The sequence below is a fragment of the Streptomyces sp. NPDC057616 genome, assembly GCF_042800575.1.
GTDB lineage: Bacteria > Actinomycetota > Actinomycetes > Streptomycetales > Streptomycetaceae > Streptomyces.
This window is the reverse complement of record NZ_JBHVGU010000061.1, coordinates 1-12,703: the sequence shown is the minus strand read 5'-3', so window position 1 is coordinate 12,703 and position 12,703 is coordinate 1. Positions and strand designations below refer to the sequence as shown.

Annotated in this window: 13 protein-coding genes; 6 read left to right on the top strand and 7 right to left on the bottom strand. The window is 71.2% G+C overall.

Annotated features, from left to right (window positions below; genetic code table 11):
* Positions 1–63: 63 nt before the first annotated feature.
* A complete protein-coding gene (locus ACFU97_RS43175; protein WP_384268007.1) occupies positions 64–1,011 on the bottom strand; it encodes an MHYT domain-containing protein in 948 nt (315 codons plus the stop codon).
* A 156-nt stretch (positions 1,012–1,167) separates the two neighbouring features.
* The gene (locus ACFU97_RS43170; protein ID WP_384268005.1) at positions 1,168–1,965 is read right to left on the bottom strand and encodes a DUF899 domain-containing protein; all 798 of its coding nucleotides are present in this window, start codon (positions 1,963–1,965) and stop codon (positions 1,168–1,170) included.
* A 508-nt stretch (positions 1,966–2,473) separates the two neighbouring features.
* On the opposite strand from ACFU97_RS43170, the gene ACFU97_RS43165 reads away from it, so the two are divergent.
* Positions 2,474–2,635 carry a hypothetical protein gene (locus tag ACFU97_RS43165; protein ID WP_384268002.1) on the top strand — a complete coding sequence of 54 codons (162 nt, stop codon included), beginning with the start codon at positions 2,474–2,476 and terminating at the stop codon, positions 2,633–2,635.
* Between the two features lie 42 nt (positions 2,636–2,677).
* On the opposite strand, the gene ACFU97_RS43160 is transcribed toward ACFU97_RS43165, so the two are convergent.
* Genes ACFU97_RS43160 through benA form a run of 5 tightly spaced genes read right to left on the bottom strand, consistent with a single transcriptional unit; the run spans position 2,678 to position 9,166 of the window.
* Positions 2,678–5,464 (bottom strand): AAA family ATPase, encoded by a 2,787-nt coding sequence (locus ACFU97_RS43160; RefSeq protein WP_384268000.1) that lies wholly within the window; start codon positions 5,462–5,464, stop codon positions 2,678–2,680.
* A gap of 25 nt (positions 5,465–5,489) precedes the next feature.
* A complete protein-coding gene (gene benD, locus ACFU97_RS43155) occupies positions 5,490–6,266 on the bottom strand; it encodes a benzoate diol dehydrogenase BenD (protein ID WP_384267998.1) in 777 nt (258 codons plus the stop codon).
* Positions 6,263–7,294, bottom strand: coding sequence for a benzoate 1,2-dioxygenase electron transfer component BenC (gene benC, locus ACFU97_RS43150; RefSeq protein WP_384267995.1), 1,032 nt, complete (start codon positions 7,292–7,294; stop codon positions 6,263–6,265). The genes benD and benC overlap by 4 nt, the downstream gene beginning before the upstream one ends.
* Before the next feature lie 22 nt (positions 7,295–7,316).
* Complete coding sequence (gene benB / locus ACFU97_RS43145) at positions 7,317–7,823, bottom strand: benzoate 1,2-dioxygenase small subunit (protein ID WP_384267992.1); 507 nt, start codon at positions 7,821–7,823, stop codon at positions 7,317–7,319.
* Positions 7,820–9,166: a benzoate 1,2-dioxygenase large subunit gene (gene benA / locus ACFU97_RS43140; protein WP_384267990.1), complete on the bottom strand. Its 1,347-nt coding sequence runs from the start codon at positions 9,164–9,166 to the stop codon at positions 7,820–7,822. The genes benB and benA overlap by 4 nt, the downstream gene beginning before the upstream one ends.
* A gap of 239 nt (positions 9,167–9,405) precedes the next feature.
* On the opposite strand from benA, the gene ACFU97_RS43135 reads away from it, so the two are divergent.
* The 5 genes from ACFU97_RS43135 to ACFU97_RS43115 form a co-directional block, all read left to right on the top strand.
* Entirely contained in the window at positions 9,406–10,305 is a 900-nt protein-coding gene (locus tag ACFU97_RS43135; protein WP_384267988.1) for a LysR substrate-binding domain-containing protein, read from the top strand.
* Positions 10,302–11,405: a mandelate racemase/muconate lactonizing enzyme family protein gene (locus ACFU97_RS43130; protein ID WP_384267985.1), complete on the top strand. Its 1,104-nt coding sequence runs from the start codon at positions 10,302–10,304 to the stop codon at positions 11,403–11,405. The genes ACFU97_RS43135 and ACFU97_RS43130 overlap by 4 nt, the downstream gene beginning before the upstream one ends.
* 37 nt (positions 11,406–11,442) lie before the next feature.
* Positions 11,443–12,297: a catechol 1,2-dioxygenase gene (gene catA / locus ACFU97_RS43125; RefSeq protein WP_384267983.1), complete on the top strand. Its 855-nt coding sequence runs from the start codon at positions 11,443–11,445 to the stop codon at positions 12,295–12,297.
* Between the two features lie 6 nt (positions 12,298–12,303).
* The gene (catC, locus tag ACFU97_RS43120; protein WP_384267980.1) at positions 12,304–12,588 is read left to right on the top strand and encodes a muconolactone Delta-isomerase; all 285 of its coding nucleotides are present in this window, start codon (positions 12,304–12,306) and stop codon (positions 12,586–12,588) included.
* A partial coding sequence (locus tag ACFU97_RS43115; protein ID WP_384268073.1) for a CoA-transferase occupies positions 12,588–12,703 on the top strand: 116 nt, incomplete at its 3' end. The genes catC and ACFU97_RS43115, both read left to right, overlap by 1 nt.

The following is a 12,703-nucleotide window of genomic DNA, read 5'->3' as shown; positions in this document are numbered from 1 at the left end:
GCTGCCGTGGACGTGGAGTTGCCCGTCCCTGCCGTACCGGACCTGCGGATCGGGGGCGGAGGTCTACCACTCGTCGCTGGTGGGCGGCGGGGCCCACTGCCGCGTGGCGGGCGCGGCCGGTCCGTAGTCCTCCTGCCGTGGACGGGCGGAGATCACGGGACCGCCGAAGAGGGCGGGGCCGTGTTCCGGAACGGGCTCCGGTGGCGCCTCGGCCGCGAGGATCCGGCGCGACCTCGACCTGGAGCGCGTACCGGAGCCCCTGTCGCTCCACTCGCCGTCGCCCAGCACCAGCAGCGGGTCGAACATGACCACCACACCGGCCAGCAGCAGGAACACCGCGGGTCCCAGGAGCATGGGGAACAGGAGCGAGGAGGGCGAGTCGCCGGACCAGGTCGCACTGCGGTTGCCGTGCACATGGACGCTGACGGCGGCCATGGCCGTGTAGTGCATGCCGGACACCGCCACGCCCATGACCAGACTCGCCCCGAGGCTCGTCATGAAGCCCCGGACACTGACGGCCGCCCACAGAGCGGCGGTTGCCGCGACGATCGCGATGACGACGGACAGCACCACGGTGTAGGTGCGGTACTGGATGTCTCCGTTCATGCGCATCGCCGCCATGCCGATGTAGTGCATGACCGCGACGCCGATGCCGGTGACCCCGCCGGCGAGGGCCAGGGTGACCTTGCCCGCGCCCCGGTAGCCGACGATGAACACGCCGATGCCGACCACGACGATGGCCACGGCGAGGCTCAGCAGAGTGAGTTCCCTGTCGTAGCGGATCCCGGTCTCCGCGACCTGGAAGCCGAGCATCGCGATGAAATGCATGGTCCAAATGCCGCTGCCGATCGATGCGGCGCCGAGCGCCAGCCAACCGGCCTTCCATGACTGTTCGTTGACGAGGGACCTGACGATGCAGCGCAGTCCCAGAGCCCCGCCCAGGCAGGCTGTCAGATAGGCCGCCACCGGGGTCACCGCACCATAGCGGAACCCGTCAATCGTGCCTTGCATGCGCCAACTCCCCCCAGAGCCCCGGCAGATTGTGGAGCAAGGTCTACGGGTAAATGTGGCGTGAATGCAAGGCATTACCATCGGTAACTGAATGTTTCTCAGTTATCACCGGTCAACAGTGGTCACACTCGGGGGAGTTCCGGCCATTCGGCCTTTTCAACTGTCATATTCGTCCGGCAGGCGCATGGCGGGCCCGCCGACCTGAAGACCGAGCGGAACCGCCCGGCCCGTCGGCTCCTCCCACTCCTCCTGACGCCCGAGAGCGGTCAGATCGAGCCACGGATAGCCGTTGTGGAACTCCTCGATACCGCGGCCGAAGGTCGAATACGTGTGGAAGACCTCGTCCCCGACGCGCAGGAACGCGCTGATGCCCGGCCAGTCGCCGCGCATCTTTGGCGACCACGGCATCCCGGCCTCGGCGAGTTCGGCCTCGTCGCGGTGGAAGATCCGTACCGGTGCCACCCGCTCGTCGACCGACGCGTGGAAGTCGTAGTTGAAGTCGCTTCCGGCCGAGGAGTACCAGGGGAACGTCCACCCCATGCGCTCCCGGAACGCGTCGATCGTCGGGAACGGCGCCCGGGACACCGCGACCAGACTGGTGTTGCGCACATGGAGCTGGCGCAGCCTGCCGATCTGGTCGGCGGCGGAGGAGCAGCTGGAGCAGCCGGTCTCGCGCGGGTGCTCGGTGCCGTCGGCGTCGACGTCGTAGATCCACATGAAGTGGTGCATGACCAGCTGGGGCCGCCCCTCGAACAGGTCGAGGAGACCCACCGGCCCGTCCGGGCCCTGGAAGGTGTACGGCTTGTCGACGCGGACCATCGGCAGCCGCCGCCGCTCCGCGTTGACCCGGTCCCGCAGCCGGGTGAGCTCCTTCTCCCGCGCCAGCAGCTCCTTGCGGGCGGCGAGCCACTCCTCACGCGACACCACCTCGGGCAGGTTCGCCATCGCGGTCATCTCGCTCTCCTTCAGGCTCTACGTCGTAGGTGCCGTTCCCAGTGTGGTCGCAGCGGCCCGCGTCCGCGCCCCAGCCTTCGCCCGGACCGTGGACCGCACTGCGCCCGGTGACGACTGCGGCAGCGCACGATTCGAGCCGCACGAAGGAGCTGTCCCGCCATGTGTGAATCGATGGGCGATCCCCCGGACGCGCACCCATCCCGCAGGCCGACATCTCCTCCGCGCTGGTCGTCAACGGCTGTACGTACGTGGTCGATTGCGGACGCGGAGCGGTGACCCACTACTGCGCGCCGGGCTTCCAGAACCCCGTCGACGTCTACGGCCCCGGACCGTCCGGCCTCGCCTCCACCGTGACCGGCGCCCCCGGGCTCCTGCTGGGAACGGCCGAGATGACGCGCCTCGCGGGGCAGGCCGACGCCGCTTCCCCCACCTTCTTCATGACCGAGCAGTCCACGACGTCCTGCCGCCCGCCGAGGCCCGGGCCTCGCCTGCCCGCACCGCACCGGCCATGCGGCCCTTCACCGTCATGGAGAACGACGACGTGCAAGAGGCGCTCGACCCCGGCGGTCTCGCGGGCCTCGGCCTGCCGCAGACGCTGATCGGCCTCTGGCGCGAGCTCACCGAACACGCCGAGAGGCTGGGCGTGGCGCTGCCGGACGTGCCCTCCTAGGCCGGCGGTCGCCCCTCCGAGGGCCGGTCGGTCCGGCGGCCGTCAGTCCGCCGGCTCGGCCTCCCGGAAGCTCGCGGCGAGTTCACTGCGCGAGCGGATGCCGAGCTTGGCGTACACATGCGTCAGGTGGTACTGGACCGTCTTGACGGAGATGAAGAGCTCGAGCGCCGTCTGCTGGTTGGTGGCGCCGCCCGCGACGAGCCGGGCCACCGCCCGCTCCTGTGGGGTGAGTTGGGCCATCCCCGCACTCAGACGCGTGCCGTGCAGACCGCCCGCCTGCAGCTCCCGGTCGCAGCGCGCCACATAGGTGCGGGCGCCGAGCGTGGCGTAGGCGTCCCGGGCGTTCCTCAGCACAGCGTCCGCGTCACGGCGCTTGCCCGCCCTGCGCAGGGTCTGCCCGAACGCGAAATTGACCCGGGCGCGGTCGTAGGGGAGCGGGAGGTGTTCCAGGTGCGCGAGGGCCCGCTCGAACTCCGTGCGCGAGGTGTCGATGTCGCCCCGGGCCGCGGTGAGCCGGGCCCGGGCCAGTCCGAGGCGGGCCTGGGCGGAGCGGCGGCGCCGGCGGGCGGCCAGCTCCTCGTGCGGGGTGAGGAAGCCGTCGGCCTCGTCGAGGCGGCCGGTCATCACCAGGGCGTTGGCGTACACGTCGGGCCAGGGCCAGAAGCTCGGCTCGTCGATCGACTCCCGCGCGCCGAGCTGGGCCACGGGTGACAGCGCCTCGACGACCCGGCGGTAGTCGCCCCGTGCCTCGGCGACCTGCGCGCGGGCCAGGCACGCCGGGACCAGCATGACCTCGTAGTGGTGCAGCCCGACGGCCGCCGCCCCCACATGCCGGTCGGCCAGGTCCCAGTCGCCGCGCAGGGCGTGGATCTGGGCGCCGGTCCAGTGCACGAGCGGGCGGGCCAGCTCGATACGGGCCTCGGCGAGATGGGCGGCCGCGCGCTGCACCGTCTCCAGCGCCTCCGGCCAGGTGCCCAGGGCGAACTGGGTGCGGGCGAGCCAGCCCTGCGCCCAGAGCGAGATCCTGGTCGAGCCCAGCCGGTAGCCGGTCGGCACCGCCGCCTCGAGCAGGGGGCGGGCGGCCTCGGGCGCGTCCAGCGCGAGATCGACCCAGCCGCGCCCGAGCCCGAAGCGCTGCGGATGGGCGCCGTCGGGCAACTCGGCCGCCGCCGCCTCGTACGTGGCCAGGGCGTCCTCGGCACGGCCCATGGCGGCCAGCCCGAGCCCCAGGACCGCCTCGGACTCGATGGCCGAGGGATCGCCGGGGGTCGCCAGCTCGATGGCCCGGCGCGCCCAGCCGACCATGTCCTTCCCGTCCCAGCGGCCCAGGGCGTGCAGGACGAGCCGCTGGCACACCGTCGCCGTGAGGCCGGGCTCACGCTCCGGGTCGCAGTGCCGCCACGCCGCGGTGAGCAGCGCCTCCGCCTCGGCGGGCCGGCCCCGCATGACGGCCACGTAGCCGAGGACCGCGTCGCGCAGCGTTCCCGCGGGATAGCTCTCCAACTCGTCGGCGAACGCCATGGCTTGAGGCACGTCGCCCGCACCGACCATCGCGTCCACCGCGCGCAGGACGCGGTCCTCGCGTGCGGCCCGCCCGGTCGTCAGCCGGCCGGCCCGGACGAGGGCCTCGGCGACGGCGGCCCATTCCCCGGCCGCGGCGCGTTCACCGGCGTAGCGGTCGAGCGCGTCGGCGAGCGAGTCGTCCGTGGCGGTGGCGGCGGCGACCTGGTGCGCCAGCCGGCGGCCCTCGTCGGCGACGGCCTCGGCGGCCCGGCGATGCAGTGCGACACGGCGGTCCAGGCCGATCCCGCCGAGGACGGCGGCGCGCACCAGGGGATGCGGGAAGACCAGCTTCGCGTGCCCCGGCTCGACGGTCGCCGCCAGCAGCCCGCACGACACCGCCTCGTCCGCCGCGGGCACGGGCTCGGCGACCTGGGAGAGCGTGGCGGCCTCGGCGAGCGAGGCGTCCGCGCCGAGCACGGCGCACGCCTCCACCAGGGCGCGGGCGTCGGCCCCGCAGCCGGCGAGCCGGTGGCCGATCCGGGCCGAGTAGCGTGCGGGGGCCGGGAGTTCGGGGCGCCACTCCCGCCAGGTCTCCGGCGGCAGTTCGTGCAGCAGCTGGGCGAGGTACCGGGGATTGCCGCCGGTGTGGCGGCACAGGTGCCGCGCCGCGGGCAGGTCGAGGACGGGACCCGTGACGCGGGCCGCCAGCTCACGCACCTCCTCGGGACCGAGCGGACCGGGCCGCACGGCGTCGTCGCGGTAGGCGTCCAGGAACTCCAGGGCCGCCAGCACCGACAGCGGCAGCTCGGTGCGGTGCCCCCGGACCTCGTACAGGTCGCGCACCTCGTCCCGGGCGACCAGGACGACCAGGACCCGCTCCGAGGACATGCGCCGGACGGCGGACGCCACGGCGCGCAGGCTCTCCACGTCGGCCCGGTGGGCGTCGTCGATCACCACGATCAGCGGCTCGCGCTCCTGCACGGCAACCCACCGCCGATGCAGAAGCCGGCCCGTTTCGCGGACGGCCCCGGGAGCGTCCGGATGGGGCGCAGTCACGTCTGCGGACCCGCCCCGCAGCAGCTGGCCGGCGATTCCGAGCGGCAGATCGGACTCCCAGGAGACCCCGCGGACCCGCAGCACCGCCGCCTGCCCGGTGTGCTGTGCGAGGACGTGCTCGACCAGCGCCGTCTTGCCGATCCCCGCCGGACCCTCGACCAGGACGACGCCCGCGCGCCCCGCTCCGGAGGCCCGCACGGCGTCCGTCAGCGCGGCGACCTCCCGCTCCCGGCCGACGAGACGTCGTCGCTGCTCAGCGGGGTCTTCCATGAGACGCACGCTAACACCGCGACCGTCAGCCGAGGTCGCCGCCGGCGACGGGCAGCACCGTGCCGGTGATGTACGACGCCTCGTCGGAGGCGAGGAAGCAGATCGCGGCTGCCTGCTCGTCGAGCGTGCCGTACCGCTTGAGGAGCGAGGAGGCGAGGGTCTGGTCGATGTGCGCCTGGAACCAGTCCTTCTCCCGCGCCGTCCGCCGCTGCGGCGTGCCCCGGGAGATCCGGCGCGGCGGTGCCTCGGTGCCGCCCGGCGCCGTGGCGACGACCCGGATGCCCGCGTCGGCGTACTCGAGGGCCAGGGAGGCGGTGAGCGCGTTGATGCCGCCCTTGGCCGCCGAATACGGGATGCGGTGGATGCCGCGGGTCGCCGCCGAGGACACGTTGACGATCACCCCGCGTCCCTGTTCGCACATGGCGGGCAGCACCGCACGGCACGACCACAGCGTGGTGAGCAGGGAACGGGTCACCTCCGCCGCGATCTCGGGCGCGGAGAACTCGGTGAACGGCTTGAAGTTGATCGCGCCGCCCACGTTGTTCACCAGCACGTCGACCCGGCCGTGCCGCTCCAGTGCGGCGGCCACCGCCTCCTCGGCGCCCGCGTACGTCTCCAGGTCGGCGGTCACCGCGTGCGCGTCCAGCGCGGCCGCCGCCTCGTGGACCAGCTCGGAGCGGTCCACGAGGGTCACCTCGGCGGACTCGGCCGCCAGCCGCCCGGCGACCGCGAGCCCGATGCCCTGGGCCGCTCCGGTGACCACCACCGCCTTGCCCCCGAACCGCGCAGGGTGCACGCTCACGCCGCCTCCGCCGTCTCGCGCGCGGCTGCCGGGGTGAACCGCTCGTAGTGGAAGCCGGCCGGGACCACGCCGAGGGACGTGATGTGGCCGCGGACCGCGTCGACCATGGCCGGCGGGCCGCACAGGTAGATGTCGACGTCGCCGTCGTGGAGGGTCGAGGAGCCGATCAGGCCGGTGACGAAGCCCTTGTTGCGGGCGGCGCTCGCCGCGTCGGCCACGCAGTGGTCGAAGGTGAAGGACGGGACGACCCGGGCGTAGTCCGCGAGCGTGTCCAGATGGACCAGGTCCTGGTCACCGGTGACGCCGTACAGCAGATGGACCGGGTGGGACGCCGGCTGCTGCGCCACGCGCTCCAGCATCGACAGCAGCGGGGCCAGCCCGGTGCCGCCCGCCAACAGCAGCACGGGGCGGGCCGGTTGACGCAGGTAGAAGCTGCCCATCGGGCCGGTGAACTCCAGCCGGTCGCCCGCGCGGGCGCGTTCGGTGAGATAGCCGGACATGGCCCCGCCCGGCACCGTCCGCACCAGGAAGGACAGCCGGCGCTGCGTCGGGCCGGAGCTCATGGAGTACGAGCGCGACAGGCCGGTGCCGGGCACGGCGATGTTGACGTACTGGCCGGGCAGGAAGTCGAGACGGTCCCGGTCGTCCACGTCGAGCGTGAACTCGACGGTGCTGGGGGAGTGGTGGCGGACCTCGGCGAGTGTGGCGCCGAAGGTGGCTGCGGAGGTCTTCGCGGCGGCCGAGGAGGAGGAGACGCGCAGGACGAGGTCGCTCCGCGGGGTCATCTGGCAGGGCAGGCAGTAGCCCGCGGCGGCCTCGTCGTCGGTGAGCGCCTCGTCGATGTAGTCGCCGCCGTCGTAACTGCCGGACTCGCACAGCGACTTGCAGGTGCCGCAGGCGCCGTCGCGGCAGTCGAGCGGGATGTTGATACGGGCCTTGTACGACGCCTCGGCGACGGTCTCGTCCGGGCGGCACTCGACGAACCGGGTGATGCCGTCCTCGAAGTTCAGGGCGATCTGGAAGGACATGCGGCTGCTCATTTCGCGCGGCTCAGACGTGGTAGATGTCGACGACGTGGTGCACGTAGTCGTTCTTCAGGACGACCTTCTTGCGCGTGATCAGCGGCTGGGGCCCGGAGACGTCGAGCGTGCAGTACGACGTGCCGAAGTAGGTGTCGACCGTGTGGTAGCGGTAGTAGAGCGTGAACCAGTTGAACCGCACGTCCACCAGGTCGCCGTCGCGGCCGGTGATCTCGACGTTGGTGATGTTGTGGCCGGTGCGCGGCTCGGGCAGGCTGGTCGCACTGGAGCGGTCGGTGCGGATGCGGAAGACACGGTCCTCCAGGCCCGCCCGGTTCGGGTAGTAGATCAGCGAGATCTCGCGCTGCGGGTCGGTCGTCAGCCCCTCGTCGTCGGCCCAGGCCGGCATCCAGTACTCGGCGTCGGGGTGGTAGCACTCCAGCCACGCCTCGAACTCGCGGTCGTCGAGGTGGCGGGCCTCGCGGTAGAGGAACTGGCGGACGCCTTCGAGCGTCAACTCGTCGACGGAGGTGCTCACTTGGTCACCTCCAGGGCCTTGCGCAGGGTCTCGCGCCAGTAGCCGTGCTGGACGGGGTAGAGCCCCTCGTCCTCGGTGCGCACCCCGCTGGCGACCGGGTTGATGCCGATCTTCCTGGCGTCCTCGTCCGGGCCGTCGATCTGATGCACGGCACCGCGGCTGAGGTCGTTCCACGGCGCGGCCGAGGCGGCGTACGTCTTCTGGCAGGAGCGGAACTCCTCCAGGTCGTCCGGCGTGGCCATGCCGGTGGCGTTGAAGAAGTCCTCGTACTGGCGGATACGGCGGGCCCGGTCCTCGGCCGGCTCGCCCTTCGGCGCGATGCAGTAGATCGTCACCTCGGTCCGGTCGACGGACAGGGGCCGGAAGTGCCGTATCTGCGAGCTGAACTGGTCCATCAGGTAGACGTTCGGATACAGACAGAGATTGCGCGAGACGCCGATCATCCAGTCCGCCTTCTCCGCGCCGAACTGCTCGGCGAGCTCGTCGCGCCTGCTGAACAGCGGCCGGTTGGCGGGGTCGAGCCACTTCGTCCACAGCAGCAGATGCCCGTGGTCGAAGGAGTAGAAGCCGCCCTGCTGCCTGGACCAGCCGCCGGCGTCCATGGTCTTCGTGTCGTTCTTGGACTCGCCGGAGGTGCGGCGGGCCTGGGTGGCCGCGTAGTTCCAGTGCGTGGCGGAGACGTGGTAGCCGTCGGCGCCGTTCTCCGCCTGGAGCTTCCAGTTGCCGTCGTAGTGGTACGTGGACGAGCCGCGCAGCACCTCAAGGCCCTCGGGGGACTGGTCGACGATCATGTCGATCACGACCGCCGCGTCACCCAGATGGTCGCGCAGCGGCTTCACGGCGTCGCTGAGGCTGCCGAACAGGAAACCCCGGTAGCTCTCGAAACGGGCGACCTTCCGCAGATCGTGCGAGCCGTCCTTGTTGAACTGCTCCGGGTACCCCGCCTCGCGCGGGTCCTTCACCTTCAGCAGCCGGCCGGTGTTGTTGAACGTCCAGCCGTGGAAAGGACAGGTGAACGTCGTGCGGTTGTCGGTCTTGCGGCGGCACAGCATCGCTCCCCGATGGCTGCACGCGTTGATCAGGCAGTGCAGCTCCCCCTGCTTGTCACGGGAGACGACCACGGGCTGGCGGCCGATGTACGTCGTGAAGTAGTCGCCGGTCTCGGGGATCTGGCTCTCGTGGGCGAGATAGACCCAGTTCCCCTCGAAGATGTGCTGCATCTCCAGCTCGAAGAGTTCCTCGTCGGTGAAGACATTGCGCCGGACCCGGTACACACCGTTGTCGGGGTCTTCCACGAGGGCGTCGTCGAGGATGCTCCGTGCCCGCCTGAAGTCCTCGGCCATCATCCCGTCCCTTCCCTTCCGCGCCGGGCGCCCGGCTCTGGGGTGCGCCCGCTGCCATTGCTTTCAGCACCATGTCAGCGCGGTGGGCGGTCGGCCCCGGACATTCCCCCAGGGTTGACCCAGGGGGGTATTGATATCTGCAGCGTCTTAATAGGCTGCAATCAGGTATTTGTGTCGTATGGGATCCCCTCTCTACGCTGAACGCATTCGAGGGCCCCGAAAAGGAAAGGGGCAGCCCGATGGAGCTCAGGCATCTTCGGTATTTCGCGGCCGTCGCCGAGACGCGCCATTTCGGAAAGGCCGCGGAACGCCTGCACATGGCCCAGCCGCCGCTCTCCCAGGCGATCCGCCGCCTGGAGTCGGAACTGGGCGTGGAACTCTTCGCCCGCACCACCCGGCAGGTCACCCTGACCGGCGCCGGCGAGGTGTTCCGCACCGACGTGGAGCACATCCTCAAAGCCGTCGACGAGGCGGTGACGCGGGTGGGCCGCTTCGCGGAGGGAGTCGAGGGGGTGCTCCGGGTGGGCCTGACGGGCGCCGCCTCGTACCGCCAACTGCCCGCCCTGGCACGGCTGCTGAAGAAGGAGCTGCCGCACGTGATGATGGAGGTGCACACCGAGATGCTCACGCCCGCACAGGAGCTCGGGCTGATCGAGCGCCGCCTCGACGTCGGCGTCCTGCGCCCGCCGGTCCGCCAGGAGGGCATCAGCCGGCGCCCGCTCGCCGACGAGCGGCTCGTCGCCGCCGTACCGGCCGAGCACCGGCTCGCCGAGGAAGACGTCGTCCGGATCGAGCAGCTCAGGCACGAGGACTTCATCATGTACGGCGCCACGCTCGGCTCCGTGCTCAACGATGCCGTCGTCCGCAGCTGCCTGGCCGCCGGCTTCTACCCGCACCTCGCCTACGAGATCACCGAGACCTCCGCCGCGCTCGCCCTGGTGGCGGCCGGCCTCGGCGTCGCGCTTCTGCCGGAGTCCGTCCGCTCCGCGCCCCGCGAGGGCGTGGTGTGCAAGGACATCGAGGACGCGCTCACGGTGCCGCTGGTGCTCGCCTGGCGCGCGGACGACGAGTCCCCGTTGCTGCGCAACGTCCTCCAGGTGCTGGAGCAGAACGACATGTTCCTCGAAGGAGCGGCATGAAGATCGTCAAGGTGGAGGCCATCCCCTTCGCCATCCCGTACGCCAAACCGCTGAAGTTCGCCAGCGGCGAGGTGCACACCGCCGACCACGTCCTGGTCCGGGTGCACACCGACGAGGGCCTGGTCGGCACGGCCGAGGCCCCGCCCCGGCCGTACACGTACGGTGAGACCCAGGAGTCGATCGTCGCCGTCATCGACAAGATCTTCGCCCCGCAGCTGACGGGCCTGACCGCCCTGGAGCGCGAGGCCGTCCACGAGCGGCTGGACCGCACCGTCGGCAATCCCGCCGCCAAGTCGGCCGTCGACATGGCCCTTTGGGACATTCTCGGCCAGGTCGCCGGGCTGCCCGTCTCCGGCCTGCTCGGCGGCTACACCGACCGCATGCGCGTCAGCCACATGGTCGGCTTCGCACCCGCCGCCGAAATGGTCGCCGACGCCGAACGCATCCGGGACACGTACGGCATCGCCACCTTCAAGGTGAAGGTCGGACGGCAGCCCTACGGCGAGGACGTCGCCGCCTGCCGGGCGCTGCGCGAGGCCCTCGGCCCGGACGTCGACCTCTACATCGACGGCAACCGCGGCTGGACGGCGTCCGAATCGGCGCGCGCCCTGCGTGAGATGGCGGACCTGGGCCTGACCTTCGCCGAGGAACTCTGCCCCGCCGACGACGTGCTCGGCCGCCGCTGGCTCGTCGCGCAGAGCCCGATCCCCTTCATCGCCGACGAGAGCGCCACCCGGGCCGCCGAGGTGACCCGCGAACTCCTCGGCGGCTCCGCCACCGCCATCAGCATCAAGACCGCCCGCACCGGCTTCACCGCCTCCCAGCGCGTGCTGCACGAGTGCGAGGGGCTCGGCGTGGAGGTGGTGATGGGCAATCAGATCGACGGCCAGATCGGCACGTTGTGCACGGTCACCTTCGGCGCCGCGCACCGCAGCACCTCCCGGCACGCGGGCGAACTGTCCAACTTCCTCGACATGACCGACGACCTGCTCACCGAGCCGCTGACCATCGAGCACGGCACCCTGCGCCTGCGCGAGGGCGCCGGGCTCGGCATCGACATCGACCCCGAGAAGCTGGCGCGCTACCGCCAGGACACCTGACACGACATCCGAGTTGTTTCCAAGGGACGGGAAGACAATGAGCGACACCATCACCGACCGGGCCACCGCGGCCGCCTCCGGAGCCGCCGCCACCGAGCAGTTCCGCGCCAAGCAGCGGTCCTCGACGGCCGACGTGGGGACCAAGCGCGTGGACACCCTGGTCACCGAACTCCTCACGGCCGCCCACGACATCATCCGCCGCCACAAGGTCACCTACGACGAGTACGACGCCCTGAAGTCGTGGCTCATCCAGGTCGGTGAGGACGGCGAGTGGCCGCTCTTCCTCGACGTGTGGCTGGAGCACGTCGTCGAGGAGGTCGCCAACGAGAACCGCCAGGGCAGCAAGGGCACCATCGAGGGCCCCTACTACATCCCCGGGTCGCCGAGCCTGCCCGCCGAGGCCACCCTCCCCATGCGCGAGGCCGAGGAGGGCACCCCGCTCCTCTTCCAGGGCCAGGTCCGCTCCGTCGACGGCACCCCGCTGACCGGCGCCGCCGTGGAGATCTGGCACGCCGACAACGACGGCTACTACGCGCAGTTCGCGTCCAACCTGCCCGAGTGGAACCTGCGCGGCACGGTCATCGCCGACGACACCGGGCACTTCTGGATCCACACCATCGAACCGGCGCCGTACCAGATCCCGACCGACGGCTCCTGCGGCAGGCTCATCGCGGCGGCCGGCTGGCACGCGTGGCGCCCGGCCCACCTGCATCTGAAGGTGTCGGCGCCCGGCCACCAACTCATCACCACCCAGCTGTACTTCGAGGGCGGGAACCACGTAGCCGACGACATCGCCTCCGCCGTGAAGCCCGAACTGATCCTCGCCCCCACGCCGGTGTCCGACGGCAGCGGCCGCGAGGTCACCTACGACTTCGTCCTCGACAGGGCGTGATCGGCGGTGCTCTACGCGGTACGGATGGACGTGGCGATTCCCCGCGACCTCGACCCCGAGGTCCGCGCGGACCTGATGGCCCGTGAGAAGGCCTACTGCCAGGAACTGCAGAAGTCGGGGGAGTGGGTGCACATCTGGCGGTGCGTCGGGCAGTACGCCAACATCAGCGTCTTCGACGTGCCCGACAACGAGGCACTGCACCGGATCCTGTGGAACCTCCCCCTGTTCTCGTACATGACGGTCGACGTCACGCCCCTGGCCCAGCACCCCTCCGATCTGGCGGCCTGCTGATGGACAAGGTCATACGTTCCGCCGCTGATGCGGTGGTGGATGTGCCGGAGGGTGCGTCGCTGGCGGTGGGCGGGTTCGGGTTGAGCGGGGTGCCGAGTGTGCTGATCCAGGCCCT

Bases quoted from the DNA above. Each gene is read 5' to 3' on its own strand.
- ACFU97_RS43130 (WP_384267985.1), top strand. From the start codon at position 10,302: ATGAAGATCGTCAAGGTGGAGGCCATCCCCTTCGCCATCCCGTACGCC.
- ACFU97_RS43165 (WP_384268002.1), top strand. From the start codon at position 2,474: ATGCGGCCCTTCACCGTCATGGAGAACGACGACGTGCAAGAGGCGCTC.
- benC (WP_384267995.1), bottom strand. From the start codon at position 7,294: ATGTCCTTCCAGATCGCCCTGAACTTCGAGGACGGCATCACCCGGTTC.
- ACFU97_RS43175 (WP_384268007.1), bottom strand. From the start codon at position 1,011: ATGCAAGGCACGATTGACGGGTTCCGCTATGGTGCGGTGACCCCGGTG.
- ACFU97_RS43160 (WP_384268000.1), bottom strand. From the start codon at position 5,464: ATGGAAGACCCCGCTGAGCAGCGACGACGTCTCGTCGGCCGGGAGCGG.
- ACFU97_RS43135 (WP_384267988.1), top strand. From the start codon at position 9,406: ATGGAGCTCAGGCATCTTCGGTATTTCGCGGCCGTCGCCGAGACGCGC.
- benA (WP_384267990.1), bottom strand. From the start codon at position 9,166: ATGGCCGAGGACTTCAGGCGGGCACGGAGCATCCTCGACGACGCCCTC.
- catA (WP_384267983.1), top strand. From the start codon at position 11,443: ATGAGCGACACCATCACCGACCGGGCCACCGCGGCCGCCTCCGGAGCC.
- ACFU97_RS43170 (WP_384268005.1), bottom strand. From the start codon at position 1,965: ATGACCGCGATGGCGAACCTGCCCGAGGTGGTGTCGCGTGAGGAGTGG.